Origin of the sequence: Bacillus sp. FSL K6-1338 (assembly GCF_038006965.1) — a bacterium.
Taxonomy (GTDB): domain Bacteria; phylum Bacillota; class Bacilli; order Bacillales; family Bacillaceae_G; genus Bacillus_A; species Bacillus_A thuringiensis_S.
Genome location: NZ_JBBOWI010000001.1, coordinates 2785189 through 2801867, shown reverse-complemented (window position 1 = coordinate 2801867; position 16679 = coordinate 2785189). Strand labels below are relative to the sequence as shown.

Below are 16679 nucleotides of genomic sequence, written 5' to 3'. Positions count from 1 at the left end.
AAGTGTCTTACAAGTTAAGAAAGGCGTATAAATTTCAAATTTATAAAGTAAAAGTTTTATAGCAAGAAGATGAGAAAATTATGAATTTTCAAAATAAAAAATAGCATTACATTTAGAGGTGGTGAAATACCAATTTAAAGATGCAAAAGAGGAGTGTGATAGAAATTGGCTAATAGTAAAAGCGAAACTGTCAGAAGGAAATAAAGTTTTTGAAACGATGGATCCTTTTCTACAAACGTTCGACTTACAGCGTATGAAAAAATGGTTTCAATCATTACCGAATCCTACATATACCGAACTAGATTTCATAGAGCCTAATATAGCGTTTGAATTAATGGGGGAAAATGAAGATGAGTTTCAAATTGTAGTCCGATTATCTCAGGAACTTACCCCTTCATGGTGTAAGGAAGAGGAGTACGAATTTTCTATAAGTATTACACAAGAGGACAGAGAAAAGATTATTCTTTTTATTGAAGAGCAACAAAGAAATTTCCCAAAACGATAAAAAAGACTTGATAACCTACTAGAGGGAATCAAGTCTTTTCATTACATACGATTATCATGCCAGAAGTTTAATGGGAAGTGTTCGTTCTCATTATATGCTTCTAATTCATATCCTTTTTCTTTCAGTCCTTTAATAATTCCAGGTACTGCTTTTACCGATTGTGGATGAATATCATGCATAAGGATAACTTCTGTTGGATTTGTAGCACCATGTAGTACGTTCTCTACAATTTTAGCAGATGCAGCATCAACTTGCATTTTGTTATATTTCCAGTCTAAAGAATCAATTGTCCAATCCCAAACCTTTAAGCCATTTTCTACAACTTTGTTGCGAAGAGCTTCGTTTAATCCTGGCATTGATCCGTAAGATGGGCGAGTTAATACTGGTGATTTACCTAAAACACCAGCGATTAAGCCTTGATCTTCCTTCATTTCATCTACATAATGACCTTCAGTGTAAAGTTTCTTGTAGTTATGAGTCATACTGTGCATCCCAACGTAGTGGCCTTCAGCATCTTCGCGTTTTACAAGATCAGGGAAAGCTTTTACGTTTGAACCAATTAGGAAGAATGTTGCTTTTGCATTTTCTTTCTTTAACATATCTAAAAGCTCAGCTGTGTATTTTCCGGGACCGTCATCAAATGTTAAGTAAGCGACTTTTCTAACTTGTCCGTTATAATGCTTTGGAGCCTCTTTCGGAGCAAGAGATGTTTGAATCTCACTTACAAGTTGAACAGATTTTGCTTCATCCTCTGTACTAGCTAAAGCAGTATGTACTGATCCTAAAGCGGCTTCGTATGTAAATAATACCCCCGCACAAACCAACATAGCCCTTTTTACCAAAGTTGTCATTCGAATTCCATTGTGCATAATTTTCCTTCTCTCTATAAAAGTTCTACTCTACTATATTAGCAATTATAGGTAGGGAAATGCAAAAAAACTTTTTTACAAGTGTAAAAAAGTTTGGCAAAAAGTATGCAAGATTTTAAAGGAATGTCATTTTGGAAGAAACATCACAAATGATTGGATAAATTGAATGGTGAATTGGAAACAATACAAGGGATATTAATTTTAGGAGGTGCTTTAATTGAATTATAAAAAAATGCTTTCAATATTAATGACAAGCATATTTACAGTAGGATTATTAATTGGCTGTAATCCAGCTCCAAAAGATGAAAAAGAGCCAGATCCAACGGAGGAACCTTCTGAACAAAGACAGGAGGAAAAAAATAATGAATTAAACAAAAAGGATGAGCAAGAACCAGATCCAACAGAAGAGCCATCTGAGGAACAAAAGAAGAAAAAAGAAAATGAGTAGTTGTAGTTTAATGAAATGTGTAGCATGATTTTGTAACAAAAAATACTTTTTAAAACATACAACCACTTTTCTTGCTTTATAAAAAAGTGGTTGTATAAAATTGTATATGAATTTAAACATTTCATGGATATGACTTTTGCTTTAAGGCTACTTTTTAATTCATGTAGTTTGTGATGTTTATTTCCCCTAAAATGAAGCTTGAAATCAATATTCATCTCTCGTTACAAACTCTTCAATCATCAAATTTAATTGATCCGATATTTCTATCAACAAACTTCTATATTAAATACCTCGTACAACATAATAGCACCTAATGCAGTAATTCCTTCATAAAGCATTATAATGCTTTTTATTAAAATCTTTCCTTAATTTAAGCCTAATATCCCCCTGATGTGTGTTAGTAAGTATTGTTGTGTTAAAATTTTGACAAAAACTATTAATTTATTCGTTTATTTTATGAAGATTTGCTCCTTCTTTTAACGATTAAAGGATTAAATATATTAGAAAGTTTTAATAAAATTAAAACTCTATTTTCTTGGAAGTAGGAAATAAAAAATTTATAGGAATTAGACTAAAGTCTTAAAACGAAAGGAGACTAATCATACTTTCGTATCACTTCATTTTCGTTCCAATTATTGATTCGAATATTTTTGTTTTTTATTAAAATATTGGTAAAGAAATAATTATATAAAAAAAAGGAGTGGGAATATGAATAATTATATTTGTACTACATGTGGAGTACAGTATCCCGAAAATGAAGAAGCACCTTCTCGTTGTAAAATTTGTAATGAGGAAAGACAATATGTTAATCCAATTGGGCAGTCATGGACAACATTAGAAACAATGCAAAATAGCAATTTATACAAAAACGAAATAATAAAAGAAGAAAGCGGTTTGTATAGCATTACTACTAAACCTAAATTTGCGATTGGACAAACAGCATTTTTAATACAAAGTAAAACTCTAAATGTTATGTGGGATTGCATTAGTTATTTAGATGATAAAACGATACAACGTATATATGATTTAGGTGGTATTCAAGCAATAGCACTTTCTCATCCACATTATTATTCTACACAAGTTAAATGGGCAGAAACATTCAATGTACCTATTTATATTCATGAAGATGATAAAGAGTGGGTGGTTCGTCCGAGTAAGCAAATTAAATTTTGGTCTGGGGAGCATCTTTTGTTATCGGAAGAACTTATATTACATCGCTTAGGAGGCCATTTTAAGGGCGGGACTGTTATACATTGGAAAGACGGTAATGAAGGGAAAGGTATTTTGTTATCAGGTGATATTATACAAGTAGTTTCGGATCAAAAATGGGTAAGTTTTATGTATAGTTATCCCAATCTTATTCCATTACCAGCGAATAAAGTTAGAGATATGGCAGAGAAAGTAAAAGATATCCAATTTAGTCGACTATATAATGCATTTCATGGTGTGGTGGAAGATGCAAATAAAGCTGTACAAAGATCTGCTGATCGGTATATAAAGGCCCTGCAAGGAGAACTATTTCATACGTAATAGCTTGTATTTCATCTCTACATTTATATAACTAATTTTATATGAATTTTATACGAAAGTCCTATTGTTTATTAACTTATAGGTCTTTCAACTTAGGAAGCTCACACTAATGAGGGATGTTAAAGGGAATATATGTAACCTATACTAATTACTATAAAGCTTTGGAAAATGAAAAGGAGGAGATTTGCATGAAGAATTGGGTTCAATTTAGAATTGCAAGACCAACAGATAGATTTGAAGAAGTGATAAGTTTTTATGAAACAGGATTAGGATTAAAACGTATAGGGGAATTTCACAATCATGAAGGATATGACGGGGTTATGTTTGGTTTACCAGATGAAGAATATCATTTGGAGTTTACTACACATGTTAATGGAAGTCCATGTCCGGCACCGACAAAAGATAATTTACTAGTTTTTTATATGCCTAATAAAGGTGAAATTGAAAAGATAGTGAATCGATTAAGTAATATGGGCTATCATGAGGTGGAACCAGAAAACCCGTATTGGATAGAGAAAGGAACCACAATAGAGGATCCAGATGGTTGGAGAATTGTGCTTATGAATGCATCTGAATAAAGAAACTATTATTATATGAAATAGAGTGTAACAAAATGATTTAGACATAAATCCCTACAGTGTTTGTAGGGATTTTTATATAAGAAAATCTTATTGAGAGAGTTATTAAAATGTAGAAAGATTTTGGCTAAGAGCAAATGTAATAAACATAATTTATGAAGGAGGTATAAAAGTATGATAGTAAAACATTTTAAAGAGTTTTCTAAACATGTTGGAAATACACCTCTCATGAAATTAGAATGCGAAGAAACGAAGAACCTTTCTATCTATGCTAAATGTGAATGGCATAATCCTACAGGATCAATTAAGGATAGGGCCGCACTTGGAATGATTAATAAATATTTACAAGAAGCGGACAAAAAACAAAATATTTTAGAGTATAGTGGTGGAAGCTTAGCGAGGTCAATTGGGTGTATTTGTAATTATTTAGGGATTGAATGCACGTTAGTGTTAAGTTCTGCAACTGGTCAATCTCTATTAAATAAACTCAAATATTATGGTGCTAACGTAATCTTAGTTGATAAATGTAAGGGGTTTTACGCAGTAATTGAGAAGGCAATAGAGATTAGCAAACAAAATCCAGAATTATACTTTTTATTCCAACATTATAATAATGCAAATATAGTAAGTCATATTGAAGGTACAGGGCGAGAAATTATTGCACAAATGATTGGAAAACCAATACATGCATGGGTAGCATCTGCTGGTACTGGTGGAACTCTAATGGGAGGCTATACAGCAATAAAGAATTATACAAAAAATGTTGAACTACATTTAGTAATGCCTGCTGAATTGCCTTATGCTTCGGAACAACCACCAAATGATTTAAAGAAATATGCTGGATCAGGTGGGTTCGGCTTAGGAAGGAAACAACATTTCATAGAACAGGAAGAAAATTTGATAGAAAAACAATGGACTTATTCATATGAAGATACCCTGTATGAAATGGCACGTTTTTACAAAGATACTGGTATAAAAATAGGAACTTCTGCGGCAGCGAATTTATTAGCTGCTAAACAAATTGGGAAAGAAAAAGGTGCGAATTTTAATGTAGTTACAGTTTTTCCGGACGCAGGGTCAATAGAAGAGTGGTCAGATGTAAAAAAATTAGTTGAAAAATAGGGGATAGACCAAATGATAGAGAGGACCATCAAAAAACTGTATGTTTAACTGGTACAGTTTTTTGATGGTGTGGCTGTGTAATGTTTAGAAATTTCACATACCGTATTTTAAAAATAAATATAGGAAAACCAAAAAGTAATGTAGAATATATCGTGCATACATGTATAAAGTCAACATAAAAGATAAAGAGGTGGGTATATGTTTCTTGAGGAAGTAATGCAGCAACTAGAGAAATATGGAACAGAACAAAATCGTAAAACGTATAAAAACCACGGAGCGAAAGAGCCACTATTCGGAGTTAGTTTTGCGAATTTAAAATTGTTAAAAAAGAAGCTAAAAAAAGATCATGATTTAGCAGTTGAATTGTGGGAAACAAAAAATATGGACGCAATGACATTAGCAACTTATATTTTAGATCCGAAGAAAATAACGACAGAACAGCTTAATAGTTGGGTTCAGGATGTTGATTATTACTGTTTAATGGATGTTCTTATGACATCTATATGTACTTCGCCAATTGCAATAGAAAGAATGGAAGAGTGGACAAAGTTTAATGATGAATGGATTGGAAGAGCTGGCTGGTCTTTATTAGCAAATATAGCGATTAAAAATAAAGCGTTACATGATGATTTCTTCTCTCCGTACTTAGAAGAGATTAAAGAAAATATACATAATGAAAAAAATAGAAAAAAAGAAGCGATGAATAGTGCTTTAATCGCAATAGGAATTCGTAATGAAGACTTAGAGCGACAAACGATTGAAATTGCGCGTGAAATTGGAAAAGTAGAGGTTGATCACGGTGCGACATCATGTAAAACACCAGATGCAGAAAGCTATATAAAAAAAGCGAGAGAAAGAGCTGAAAAAAAGAAAGTGAAATAAGAAAAGAGGAACGGTTATGAAACCAATTAAAGCAGCACAAAACATAATTACATCACAATTTCCGAATTGTGATGTAGCTTTACTCGGCGGAAGCGTTGCACGAGGAGAAGCGACGAAAACATCTGACCTTGATATTGTAATAGTCGATCAAAGTTTAACTTCTTGTTATAGAGAATCTTTCTATAGTAATGGATGGCCTGTTGAGGTGTTTGTTCATAATTTTGAAACATATAAAACCTTTTTCAAAATGGATTGTGATCGAGGGAGACCTTCGTTACCACAATTAGTTTCAGAAGGGATTGCATTAAAAGGGGAAAAGGAAATTGTTGAGAAATTAAAAAAAGAAGCGAATGGTTTACTACATAAAGGACCAGATAAATGGACGGAAGAAACGATTAAGCAGAAGCGATATTTTATTACGGATACTTTAGATGACTTTATTGGTGCAACGAAAAGAGAAGAAGAATTGTTTATCGCTAATCTATTAGCGGATTTAGTACATGAATATGTATTAAGAGTAAATGGTAGGTGGCTTGGGAGTTCAAAATGGTTCATTAGAGTGCTAAGAAGGTATGATGAGCAATATGCAAACAAATTTGTAGCCGCTTTTGATCATTTTTATAAAACGGGAGAGAAAAATGAATTAATTCATTTTATAGAAAAGACGTTAGAACAGTATGGTGGAAGAGTGTTCGAAGGATTTTCTATTGGTAAATAAAAAGGGGAGAGAAAAATGAATGTACCATATGTTCAATTAAGAGAATTGACATTAGATGATGTAGAAGATCGCTATCAATGGTCATTAGATAGAGATGTAACAAAGCATTTAGTCGTACCAGATCAATATCCTCCGTTCACTCGTGAAGATACGAGAAACTGGATTGAAGCTTGTATAAGCCGAAAAAATGGTTATGAACAAAGGGCAATTGTTACTGAGAAAGGTATACATATTGGATGGGTAGACCTTAAAAATTTTGATAAAACAAATAAAAATGCAGAACTAGGAATTGCGATTGGAAATAAAGACTATTGGGGTAAAGGATTTGGAATGGCAGCTCTAAACAGCATGTTACATATAGGTTTTTCCCAGTTTGAATTGGAGAAAATTTGGTTACGTGTAGATGAAGATAATACACAAGCTAAAAAGAGTTATGAACATGCCGGATTTGTATGTGAAGGGTTAATGAGAAATGATCGATTGAGACAGGGGAAGTTCATTCATCGCTATCGTTACAGTATATTAAAAGAAGAGTATGAATTAAAAAATAATAACCTATAAAAATATTATGTAAATGAAAAAGGGGAAGATAAAATGATTCGATTACTTACAAAAGCGGATGCAAAACAATATTGGGAGTTACGTTTACAAGCACTACAAGTAAACCCAGAAGCATTTGTAACGACTTATGAAGAAGCAGTACGTCAAGAAAACCCTCTTGAACGCGTTGCTAGTAATCTTTCATCTAACAGTAGTTTTACATTTGGTGCTTTTAATAATGAAAATCGTTTAGTTGGGGTTGTTACTTTATTAACAGAAGAAAAGGATGCATATAAGCATAAAGGGCATATCGTTGCAATGTATGTAGATACTGAAAATCGAAGAAGTGGTCTTGCACGTGATTTAATACGTAAAGCAATTGAAAGGGCAAAAGAGATGAAGCTAGAGCAATTGAACTTAGGGGTTGTGTCAACGAACGAACCAGCCAAACGATTATATGAATCAATGGGATTTAAAACGTACGGAATTGAAAAAAGGGCTATAAAAATGAATGGTGTGTATAGTGATGATGAACATATGGTGTTGTTCTTTTAAGAGAGGAAGTTTAGCATGAAAGATCTCCATTTAGAAAGAAATATGGACCTTCAAGTAGCGATTTTGTATGCGACGGTTGCTGATACGTTTAATAGATTGCAAAGGTTAGTAGAAGGTACTGAAGAGAACGAACTATCCTATAAAGGGTCTGAAAATAATGAAAATAGTATTGGGCAGTTACTTCAGCATTTAGCAGTTGTCGATTTACATTGGGTGTATCGTTTCAAGGGAGAAGATGTTCCAACAACATTTGAAAATAAATATGGTCCTATGTTGAATGAAGTAGGAGAAATGCCGAGTTTAAGAAAATACACGTTGCAAGAGTTAATGCAAGATTATGAAGCAGTGCAAAAATTGTTTCATGAAGAATGTATGAAACTAACAGAAACTGATTTAACGCGGGAAGTTTTGTATGAAAAAGGGGAAACTGCGACTATAAGATGGGGAATTTGGCATATAGCAGATCATAATCGATATCATCAAGCACATATAAGTCGATTGAGGAAATTATATAGAGCTAGATTACATACAAGTTAAAGATTGTGAATTTTAATTATATTTATTTTGTTGTATAGTATTAGGGAGAAACTAAACAAGGGGTTTTACAATGAAAGCAATTGTTATAGGGATACTGGCATCATTTTTCTTTGCCTTTACCTTTGTTTTAAACCGGGCAATGGACTTAGAAGGTGGAAGCTGGATTTGGAGTGCATCATTACGGTATTATTTTATGGTTCCAATGCTATTACTTATTGTTATGTATAGAGGGAACTTAAAGCAACTCTTTCAATATATGAAAAACAATCCGAAAGAATGGTTAGTATGGAGTATCGTTGGATTTGGTCTCTTTTATGCACCGCTTAGTTTTGCTGGAGCGTTCGGACCAGGTTGGCTTGTTGCATCAACATGGCAAATTACAATCGTTGCAGGGATTTTGTTAACACCATTTTTTGCGGTGGATCCACTACATAAAAAACTTCCGATGAAGGAATTAGTTATGTCGGGTATTATTTTATTTGGTGTTGTTCTCATGCAAGTAGAACATGCTTCTTCATTAGGTATTCGTGAAACCGTTTTATGTGTAGTTCCTGTACTTATTGCAGCATTTGCGTATCCTCTTGGAAATCGAAAAATGATGCAAGTTTGTAAAGGGGAATTAGATGTATTTCAGCGAGTACTCGGTATGACATTAGCAAGTTTACCATTTTGGTTTTTATTATCTGGTTACGAAGTATCAACTGGCGGATTACCGTCAAGTAGCCAAGTTTTTCAATGTTTTATTGTAGCAGTTAGTTCGGGGTTAATCGCGACAGTATTATTTTTCTTTGCAACAGATCTTGTGAAAGATGATCCACAAAAACTAGCAACAGTGGAAGCGACGCAGTCTGGTGAAGTTTTATTTGCGCTAGTAGGAGAGCTGATCTGGTTATCTGCACCAATTCCGTCATCATTATCTTGGATTGGTATGAGTCTCGTTATTATTGGGATGATACTTCATAGTTATGTAGCTGTCGTTGTAAAAAAAGAAGAAAAAATAACGGCGTAATGAGACTAGCTCTTTTTATTAAGAGCTAGTATTTTTTCGTAGAAAGGGATGAAAGTATGAATTTACAACTTGTTGAACAACTTGAAAAAGATTCAATATTAAATGTGCTACAATATGCCGTCGGTCCAAATGAAATAAGCTTAAAGAAAGCAGTATTACTTTATCAAAATAATAAAGGGACTTTGTACAAATATGAAGAAAAAGCTTGTATAGGTATAGAAGTAATCGGAGCAACTAAAGCACGAGTATGTCATATAGCAGTGGATCCAGATTATCGTCAAAAAGGAATTGCACTGCAAATGATTAAAGAGGTTGTAAGAATATATCAATTGACTTATATAGAAGCAGAGACAGACGATGGGGCGGTAGAATTTTATAAAAGAATTGGTTTTCGAGTTAAAAGTTTAGGAGAAAAATATAAGGAAATCGAAAGATTTCATTGTTATTTGGAAAAATAGTATAAAAATATGCATATGGAGTATAGTCTGAAAAAATAAGATCTACATTTTTCTTCATTTCAAAAAACTCTCGTTCATCATTATCTACGATTTTAATAGAGTTTTGAGTCTTCAGTATAATAATATACATATTTTTGTAGTAATGAATATGATTAAGTTAAAAATTAAGAAAAATATGATAATATATTTATATAAAAGTTTAAATTTACATGGCTAGTGGGGGAACCAATATGAAAATGAATGATATAGTAGCAAGTACAAAATTTCCAAATACAATCGAAACAATAACAAAAGATTTAAAAGCATTAGGAATCGAAAAAGGAATGACAATTATCGTTCATTCATCACTAAGTTCTATCGGGTGGATATCTGGTGGTGCGGTTGCCGTAGTAGAAGCATTAATGAAAGTTGTTACGGAAGAAGGAACGATAATAATGCCAACGCAATCTTCGGATTTATCCGATCCGAAACATTGGTCAAGACCACCTGTACCGGAAGACTGGTGGCAAATTATCCGAGATAACGTCCCGGCATTTGATTCACGTATAACCCCAACAAGGGGAATGGGTGAAATAGTTGAATGTTTTCGTACATATCCGAATGTAGTACGTAGTAATCATCCGTTAGGAAGTTTTGCTGCATGGGGAAAACATGCAGTAGAAATAACAATGAACCATTCGTTATCAATGAGCTTTGGAGAAGAATCTCCATTAAGAAAAATATATGATTTAGACGGGTACGTATTATTAATTGGTGTTGGATATGATTCCAATACGTCTGTTCATTTATCCGAGGTGCGTACTGGTGCATGTGAGTTAATACAAGTAGGAGCACCTATTATAGAAAACGGTGAGAGAGTGTGGAAAGAGTTTGTTGAAATGGATTACGAATCTGAGAAGTTTGTTGAAATTGGTGTTGAGTTTGAGCGAAAAGGAACTGTAAAAAATGGGAAGATAGGGAATGCAACGTGTCGTCTAATGAAACAGCGTGATATAGTTGACTTTGGAACAGAATGGTTTCGTAAGAAAAATTAGTAAGGGATGGTTACAATGAAAGGGAAAAAGGTATTAATTACGAGCGGTGGTTGTCTAGAAAAATGGGATCAAGTACGCGGGCATACGAATATGGCTAAAGGTACAATCGGAAGGATAATCGCAGAAGAACTTCTAGCTAAAGGGGCACATGTTATATATTTACACGGTTATTTTGCGGAGAAACCGAGCGATGTACATAGAGGGTTAGAATTACATCCATTTGAAGGGATTGTTGATTTACAAGATAAAATGAAAAGTATCATCACACATGAAAAGGTTGATGCGGTTATTATGGCAGCGGCTGGATCAGATTGGATTGTGGAGAAGATCTGTGATCAAGATGGTAATGTTCTTAATATGAACGGAAAAATTTCAAGTGATATTGCACCGATTATTCACTTTCAAAAGGCTCCAAAAGTATTAAAACAAATAAAAGAATGGGACCCAGAAACAGTACTTATTGGTTTTAAACTTGAAAGTGATTTAAATGAAGAAGAACTGTTTGAAAGAGCGAAAAATAGAATGAAAGAAGCAAGGGCGAATGTAATGATTGCGAATTCACCACATTCTTTATATTTGCGCGGAGCTGTGCATTATGTAATTGGACAAGATGGTAAAGGGAAGTTGTGTAATGGGAAAGATGAAACAGCGAAAGAAATTGTCAAAAGCTTAGAGGTATTATGTAATCGTGTCACTGCTTTTTAAAATTAAGTTTTTAGATAAGAATGAATCCGCATAGTAATAAGTAAGCGAAACTTTAATTGGTGGGAATTTTACTTTTACACGAATGTGAAGCGTATATCAATCAAGAGCTATACACAGAATAATTGGTGAGGAGTGGATTCTATGGAACATTTATTAAAGCAAGCTATTAAACTTAGAAACGAAAAGAAATATGCGCAGTCTAAAGAGATGCTTATAGGATTAACAAACTTTACAAAGGATGCAGAAGTACTGTATCAGTGTGCGTGGATACATGATGTAATGGGGCTAGAAACAGAAGCAGTTCCGTATTATGAGCAGGCAATCGCAAATGGACTTGATGGCGAATCCCTTTGCGGTGCTTATATTGGTCTAGGAAGTACATATCGTTGTATAGGGGAATATGAAAAGGCAATTACAGTATTAGAAGCTGGGGTGAAAAAATTCCCAGAGAACGATCCGATGAAAGTATTTTTATCATTAGCAAAATATAACGTAAACGATCACGAGTCAGCGATGAAATTATTACTTGAAACTGTCGTGAAAGTAGAGGAAGTAAAAGAATTTGAACGTGCCATTTCATTTTATAAAGACCACTTAAATGAGGTTTTTAAATAAAGGAGTGAACGTATGAATGTTACACTATCGCGAAGGCGAAAAGGTATTTGGATTGGACTCGTCTCTTTAATTATGCTATCAAACTATTTATTGTATGCTCTTCCAATAGTACCAGCTGCGCCGAAAGAAGTTGTACTTGGGTCATTATTAGATTGCATGTTTGTCATTCCAATCATCACGTATTTCTTCATTATTCGAAAAAGGTACTCGTTAACGTATATAGTTCCTGTTGTAATAGCTGGTTATATTTTTGCAAGATTTATTATTCCAAGTGACTATTTACAAGATTTTTCATACGTTTCTTATATTATAGTTGCAGGAGAAATTGCTTTTGTATGTTTAGAGTTATTCCTTCTATATAAAATTGTTAGAAAGCTTCCTACCATAATAAAAAAATATAAAGAATATAAAAGTGAGTACTCTTCATTTTCTTATGCAATTGATGCTGCGTTTGACGCTACTATGAAAAGAAATAAATTAATAGATATCATTGTAACGGAGTGTAAGTTAATCTATTATGCATTTTTATCGTGGCGTGAAAAAGTACCAGAAGGTGAATACGTATACTCATATCACAAAAAGACTGGTGCAATAGGTGTATATATCATGATCATCCATGCGACCTTAATAGAAAGTATTGGTTTTCATTATTTGCTACACCAGTGGAATCCAGTAATAGCATGGATTTTACTTATTTTAAATGTATACGCGATGATTTATTTTATAGCTGAAATACAAGCGATGCGTAAAAATCCACTTATCGTAACAGAAGAACAAGTAATCATTCAAATTGGATTAGGAAAGAAAATTGTTATATCATTTACACAAATTGATAATATTGCGTTCTACAAGGATGAATTGCTAACGGCAAAAGAAGGGAAACAGGTATTGGATGCAACTGTTATGGAGTTCATAAAAGAACCTGCTACTTTTGAAATAACATTAAAAGAGCCAGTGAAAGCACAGTTGTTATATGGATTTTCTAAAACAGTAAGTCGTGTGCACTTAAATGTTGATGAAGAACGAAAATTTTATGATGCGGTTAAGGAAAAGTTAAAACATGAGTAATAGTGCTGTTAGTTACATAAAAACAAATAAACTTCCGTTAGAAGTGAAAAACTCTTTCTAAATAAGAAGGAGTTTTTCTTGTATAAATCATTATATAAAAAACTATATACTTCTTTATCACTATATAAATGGATATAATTGAGGATAGAACTAGTGTAAGGGGAAACAAAATAATGAATAAGTTACTTACATCGAAAAGTGAAATTATAGAAAGAAAAATCCGGTATAACTCAACAATAGTAGATCACAATTGTTTATTACTTGAAAAGCAATCACAAAGTATCGTTTTATTTCACGAGGTGCAGTATTCATTTACAATGACTGCAAATGATACTAAGTTAACAATCCCAAAAGGGAGTTATACAATCGCATATTACTGGAAAGATTGTCCGTACAATTTATACGTATGGAGAGATATAAAAGGGAAGTATTTAGGTTCCTATTTTAATATCGTAAAAAATACACAAATAAAAGACGAAGTGGTTTCCTTCGAAGATTTAATCATCGATATTATGGTACTTCCAAATGGAGAATACTTCATATTAGATGAGGATGAATTACCAGAACCATTAGGAAATTTCGAAGGTGGTTATGTGAAGGAAGCTCTTTATATATTAATGGATACAATTAAAACGTTCCTTCCAAAAAAAATAAAAGGGACTGCTGATATCTTTAAAAATAAATAATGTTCGCTAAAACCCAGTTGACTTATCGGAAATATTTGTATAATATGTACTTAATTCCATAACGTATTGCTGATTGGAGAAACCAAAGGCATTTTATCTGTTGATAAAATGCCTTTGGTTTTTTTATTGCACAAATACTGAATCTGTTCATTTATATGAATCATTTTAAGGAGGGGAAGAAATGACTGTTTCAATTGATGGGGTATCAAAATATTTTTTGAAACAAACTGGTACTGTTCAAGTATTAGAGAATATTAATTTTCAATTAGAGAAAGGGGATTTTGTTACAGTAATTGGTCCGAGTGGGTGTGGAAAAAGTACATTACTAAAAATTGTTGCAGGTCTAGATAATGATTTTGAAGGGGAAGTTGTTATTGACGGGGAGTCTATCTTAAAACCGAGTAAGAAACAAGGTTTTATTTTTCAAGAACATAGGCTTTTTCCATGGTTAACAGTTGAAGAAAATATAGCGGCAGATTTGTCGTTAAAAGATAAGTATGTGAAAGATAAGGTGAGAGAATGGGTTGAAATCGTTCGTTTAGATGGCTTTGAAAAATCGTATCCGAAAGAAATTTCAGGTGGGATGTCACAACGTGTTGCGATAGCGAGAGCGTTATTAAGAGATCCGAATGTATTATTACTTGATGAACCTTTTGGAGCGCTGGATGCTTTTACTCGAAGTCATTTGCAAGAAGTATTGCTAAATATTTGGGAGCAGAAAAAAACAACAATGATATTCGTTACACATGATATAGACGAAGCGATTTATCTTTCAAACCGAATCATCATTATGAGTGCAAAACCAGGGAAAATACATAAAGTGATTGAAAATAATTTGCCTTATCCGCGAAATAAAACTTCTCAATCGTTCCAACAACTTCGAACGAAAGTATTACAGCAGTTTGAATATGGAGGATTGATTCAAACAAGTATATAGGAAAAGGGTGATTTTATATGTATAAAAAATTTAAAGTTCTTTCTTTTGCTTTAGCTATATCAGTATGTTTATTAGGATGCGAAAAAAGTACAGCAAGTAGTAAGAAAGAAGATGTAACAATACAAATTGGTATACAGCAAGGATTAAGCCCGCTATTACTAGCAAAGAAAAAGGGATGGTTTGAAGAGGAGTTTAAAAAAGAAGGAGTTAAAGTGAAATGGACAGAGTTCCAAAGTGGACCTCCTTATTTTGAAGCAATCGCATCAAACCGGTTAGACTTTGGTGAAGTAGGGAATTCTCCAGTCATTTCAGCGCAAGCAGCAGGTATTGGATTTACCGAAATCGCCAATACAAGTTATGCGAGAAAAGGAACTGGAATTCTCGTTCAAAAAGATAGCAAGATTGCGAGTGTAAAGGATTTAAAAGGTAAAAAAATTGCAGTAGCAAAAGGAAGTAGTGCCTTTAATTTATTGTATCGAGCACTTGATAAAGAAGGTATTGATGCAAAAGATGTAAATGTCATTCAATTACAACCAGATGAAGCGCAGCCTGCATTCGAATCAGGATCAGTAGATGCATGGGCGATTTGGGACCCTTTCATATCATTACATACGTTAAATAAAGGTGCGAAGGTGATTGCAGACGGTGAAACATTAAATGTCTCTTCACCAGAATTTTTAATTACGAGGACAAAATTTGCGAAAGAACATCCAGAATTAGTTGAGAAATTCCTCAAAGTTTATGAGAAAGCACGTGTATGGCAAGATGCTAACTTAGATGAAGCAATAAAAGTATACACTTCTGTAAAAAAGATAGATGCAGAGATTGTAAAAGAAGTGTTTAATCACGACAAACCAATTTTAGTTCCGGTAACGAAGGAAATAATAGCAGAACAACAAAAGACAGCGGATTTTCAATATAAGCTCGGTTCTATAAAGAAAGAAATTAAGACGGAAAAAGTTGTAGATAATTCTTTCGTAGAAAAAGCATTGAAAGCGAAGTGAAAAGAGGTTTTGTAAAGTGGAAAATACGAAAGCTGTTATGAAACCAGCGAGTATAACGATTAAGAAAAATGGCATAAAGAAGGTACGAAAGTTAAATGTAAAAGTTTTAGTAAGGGCGATTACTATACCGGTTATTATATTAATAATTTGGCAGTTGGCTGGCGTATTCGGTCTTGTTTCTAAAACAGTTTTACCAACACCATTAGATATTTTTCTAGCTTTCCAAGAGCTTATTAAAACAGGAGAGTTATTCGGCCATTTAAGTATTAGTGTATTCAGGGCTGCGGCTGGTTTCTTTATTGGTGGGGGCTTAGGAATCATTTTAGGAACGATTGTTGGATTTTCAACGAGAAGTGAGCAATATTTAGACCCATCTGTGCAAATGTTAAGAACTGTACCTCATTTAGCTGTTGCGCCGCTTTTCGTATTATGGTTCGGTTTTGGTGAAACATCGAAAGTGCTATTAATTGCAGATGGTGCATTTTTTCCTTTATACGTAAACGCATTTTTAGGTATTAGAGGTGTGGATTCAAAGTTATTTGATGTTGCGAGAGTGTTAGAGTTTAGCAAAAGAAAACTAATTACGAAACTAATTTTACCATCTGCATTGCCTAACCTTTTACTAGGAGCAAGGTTATCGTTAGGTGTTGCATGGGTGAGTTTAGTAGTAGCAGAACTTATGGGATCTACAGAAGGTATTGGTTATATGATTATGGATGCAAGGCAATTTTCAAATACAGATATCGTATTTGTCGGCATAATTATCTTTGCATTTGTTGGGAAGTTTTCTGACTCTCTAGTACGTTTATTAGAAGTGAAGTTTTTAAGATGGCGAGATAATTTTAAAGGTGAGACTAGGAATTAACATATAAATTATTA

At 33.4% G+C, this 16679-nt stretch carries 20 protein-coding genes and 1 pseudogene; 20 read left to right on the top strand and 1 reads right to left on the bottom strand.

Going from position 1 to position 16679, the window contains the following annotated elements:
• The first annotated feature begins 80 nt into the window (after positions 1–80).
• Positions 81–505: pseudogene (locus NZ044_RS14480) on the top strand (WapI family immunity protein).
• Between the two features lie 41 nt (positions 506–546).
• On the opposite strand, the gene NZ044_RS14475 reads toward NZ044_RS14480, so the two are convergent.
• Positions 547–1374, bottom strand: a complete 828-nt coding sequence (locus tag NZ044_RS14475) for a peptidoglycan-N-acetylglucosamine deacetylase (protein WP_000551449.1) — start codon at positions 1372–1374, stop codon at positions 547–549.
• Between the two features lie 217 nt (positions 1375–1591).
• On the opposite strand from NZ044_RS14475, the gene NZ044_RS14470 reads away from it, so the two are divergent.
• The 19 genes from NZ044_RS14470 to NZ044_RS14380 all read left to right on the top strand — a co-directional run bounded on the left by NZ044_RS14470 (position 1592) and on the right by NZ044_RS14380 (position 16665).
• On the top strand, positions 1592–1822 hold the full coding sequence (locus NZ044_RS14470) for a hypothetical protein (protein ID WP_001106986.1): 231 nt from the start codon (positions 1592–1594) through the stop codon (positions 1820–1822).
• A 708-nt stretch (positions 1823–2530) separates the two neighbouring features.
• Positions 2531–3352 carry a hypothetical protein gene (locus NZ044_RS14465; protein WP_001067271.1) on the top strand — a complete coding sequence of 274 codons (822 nt, stop codon included), beginning with the start codon at positions 2531–2533 and terminating at the stop codon, positions 3350–3352.
• Between the two features lie 188 nt (positions 3353–3540).
• Positions 3541–3930, top strand: a complete 390-nt coding sequence (locus tag NZ044_RS14460; RefSeq protein ID WP_000800678.1) for a VOC family protein — start codon at positions 3541–3543, stop codon at positions 3928–3930.
• A gap of 174 nt (positions 3931–4104) precedes the next feature.
• Positions 4105–5052, top strand: coding sequence for a PLP-dependent cysteine synthase family protein (locus NZ044_RS14455; protein WP_079245661.1), 948 nt, complete (start codon positions 4105–4107; stop codon positions 5050–5052).
• A gap of 198 nt (positions 5053–5250) precedes the next feature.
• Positions 5251–5934 carry a DNA alkylation repair protein gene (locus NZ044_RS14450; protein WP_000478213.1) on the top strand — a complete coding sequence of 228 codons (684 nt, stop codon included), beginning with the start codon at positions 5251–5253 and terminating at the stop codon, positions 5932–5934.
• A gap of 16 nt (positions 5935–5950) precedes the next feature.
• Positions 5951–6652: a nucleotidyltransferase domain-containing protein gene (locus NZ044_RS14445; RefSeq protein ID WP_098506209.1), complete on the top strand. Its 702-nt coding sequence runs from the start codon at positions 5951–5953 to the stop codon at positions 6650–6652.
• A gap of 15 nt (positions 6653–6667) precedes the next feature.
• Complete coding sequence (locus tag NZ044_RS14440; RefSeq protein ID WP_001102493.1) at positions 6668–7213, top strand: GNAT family N-acetyltransferase; 546 nt, start codon at positions 6668–6670, stop codon at positions 7211–7213.
• A gap of 33 nt (positions 7214–7246) precedes the next feature.
• On the top strand, positions 7247–7747 hold the full coding sequence (locus NZ044_RS14435) for a GNAT family N-acetyltransferase (protein ID WP_000620322.1): 501 nt from the start codon (positions 7247–7249) through the stop codon (positions 7745–7747).
• Between the two features lie 15 nt (positions 7748–7762).
• Positions 7763–8284, top strand: a complete 522-nt coding sequence (locus NZ044_RS14430; RefSeq protein ID WP_000653847.1) for a DinB family protein — start codon at positions 7763–7765, stop codon at positions 8282–8284.
• Between the two features lie 70 nt (positions 8285–8354).
• Entirely contained in the window at positions 8355–9293 is a 939-nt protein-coding gene (locus NZ044_RS14425; protein WP_000644594.1) for a DMT family transporter, read from the top strand.
• A 56-nt stretch (positions 9294–9349) separates the two neighbouring features.
• The gene (locus NZ044_RS14420) at positions 9350–9751 is read left to right on the top strand and encodes a GNAT family N-acetyltransferase (RefSeq protein ID WP_001053229.1); all 402 of its coding nucleotides are present in this window, start codon (positions 9350–9352) and stop codon (positions 9749–9751) included.
• 236 nt (positions 9752–9987) lie between these two features.
• On the top strand, positions 9988–10785 hold the full coding sequence (locus tag NZ044_RS14415) for an aminoglycoside N(3)-acetyltransferase (protein WP_127726076.1): 798 nt from the start codon (positions 9988–9990) through the stop codon (positions 10783–10785).
• A 15-nt stretch (positions 10786–10800) separates the two neighbouring features.
• On the top strand, positions 10801–11490 hold the full coding sequence (locus NZ044_RS14410; protein ID WP_118961924.1) for a phosphopantothenoylcysteine decarboxylase domain-containing protein: 690 nt from the start codon (positions 10801–10803) through the stop codon (positions 11488–11490).
• Positions 11491–11631: 141 nt separating this feature from the next.
• On the top strand, positions 11632–12105 hold the full coding sequence (locus NZ044_RS14405) for a tetratricopeptide repeat protein (RefSeq protein WP_000400637.1): 474 nt from the start codon (positions 11632–11634) through the stop codon (positions 12103–12105).
• Positions 12106–12117: 12 nt separating this feature from the next.
• On the top strand, positions 12118–13173 hold the full coding sequence (locus tag NZ044_RS14400) for a hypothetical protein (protein WP_001103388.1): 1056 nt from the start codon (positions 12118–12120) through the stop codon (positions 13171–13173).
• 173 nt (positions 13174–13346) lie between these two features.
• Entirely contained in the window at positions 13347–13859 is a 513-nt protein-coding gene (locus NZ044_RS14395; protein ID WP_118961923.1) for a DUF402 domain-containing protein, read from the top strand.
• Between the two features lie 181 nt (positions 13860–14040).
• A complete protein-coding gene (locus NZ044_RS14390; protein WP_000218583.1) occupies positions 14041–14796 on the top strand; it encodes an ABC transporter ATP-binding protein in 756 nt (251 codons plus the stop codon).
• A 17-nt stretch (positions 14797–14813) separates the two neighbouring features.
• Positions 14814–15800, top strand: coding sequence for an aliphatic sulfonate ABC transporter substrate-binding protein (locus tag NZ044_RS14385; protein WP_000276925.1), 987 nt, complete (start codon positions 14814–14816; stop codon positions 15798–15800).
• A gap of 16 nt (positions 15801–15816) precedes the next feature.
• Positions 15817–16665: an ABC transporter permease gene (locus NZ044_RS14380; RefSeq protein WP_000432136.1), complete on the top strand. Its 849-nt coding sequence runs from the start codon at positions 15817–15819 to the stop codon at positions 16663–16665.
• Positions 16666–16679 lie beyond the last annotated feature (14 nt).

What these genes read in the sequence shown, in the direction of transcription:
- NZ044_RS14400 (WP_001103388.1), top strand. Translation starts at nt 12,118, where the DNA reads ATGAATGTTACACTATCGCGAAGGCGAAAAGGTATTTGGATTGGACTC.
- NZ044_RS14435 (WP_000620322.1), top strand. Translation starts at nt 7,247, where the DNA reads ATGATTCGATTACTTACAAAAGCGGATGCAAAACAATATTGGGAGTTA.
- NZ044_RS14385 (WP_000276925.1), top strand. Translation starts at nt 14,814, where the DNA reads ATGTATAAAAAATTTAAAGTTCTTTCTTTTGCTTTAGCTATATCAGTA.
- NZ044_RS14475 (WP_000551449.1), bottom strand. Translation starts at nt 1,374, where the DNA reads ATGCACAATGGAATTCGAATGACAACTTTGGTAAAAAGGGCTATGTTG.
- NZ044_RS14440 (WP_001102493.1), top strand. Translation starts at nt 6,668, where the DNA reads ATGAATGTACCATATGTTCAATTAAGAGAATTGACATTAGATGATGTA.
- NZ044_RS14425 (WP_000644594.1), top strand. Translation starts at nt 8,355, where the DNA reads ATGAAAGCAATTGTTATAGGGATACTGGCATCATTTTTCTTTGCCTTT.
- NZ044_RS14410 (WP_118961924.1), top strand. Translation starts at nt 10,801, where the DNA reads ATGAAAGGGAAAAAGGTATTAATTACGAGCGGTGGTTGTCTAGAAAAA.
- NZ044_RS14450 (WP_000478213.1), top strand. Translation starts at nt 5,251, where the DNA reads ATGTTTCTTGAGGAAGTAATGCAGCAACTAGAGAAATATGGAACAGAA.
- NZ044_RS14420 (WP_001053229.1), top strand. Translation starts at nt 9,350, where the DNA reads ATGAATTTACAACTTGTTGAACAACTTGAAAAAGATTCAATATTAAAT.
- NZ044_RS14430 (WP_000653847.1), top strand. Translation starts at nt 7,763, where the DNA reads ATGAAAGATCTCCATTTAGAAAGAAATATGGACCTTCAAGTAGCGATT.
- NZ044_RS14445 (WP_098506209.1), top strand. Translation starts at nt 5,951, where the DNA reads ATGAAACCAATTAAAGCAGCACAAAACATAATTACATCACAATTTCCG.
- NZ044_RS14390 (WP_000218583.1), top strand. Translation starts at nt 14,041, where the DNA reads ATGACTGTTTCAATTGATGGGGTATCAAAATATTTTTTGAAACAAACT.
- NZ044_RS14415 (WP_127726076.1), top strand. Translation starts at nt 9,988, where the DNA reads ATGAATGATATAGTAGCAAGTACAAAATTTCCAAATACAATCGAAACA.
- NZ044_RS14405 (WP_000400637.1), top strand. Translation starts at nt 11,632, where the DNA reads ATGGAACATTTATTAAAGCAAGCTATTAAACTTAGAAACGAAAAGAAA.
- NZ044_RS14465 (WP_001067271.1), top strand. Translation starts at nt 2,531, where the DNA reads ATGAATAATTATATTTGTACTACATGTGGAGTACAGTATCCCGAAAAT.
- NZ044_RS14460 (WP_000800678.1), top strand. Translation starts at nt 3,541, where the DNA reads ATGAAGAATTGGGTTCAATTTAGAATTGCAAGACCAACAGATAGATTT.
- NZ044_RS14455 (WP_079245661.1), top strand. Translation starts at nt 4,105, where the DNA reads ATGATAGTAAAACATTTTAAAGAGTTTTCTAAACATGTTGGAAATACA.
- NZ044_RS14395 (WP_118961923.1), top strand. Translation starts at nt 13,347, where the DNA reads ATGAATAAGTTACTTACATCGAAAAGTGAAATTATAGAAAGAAAAATC.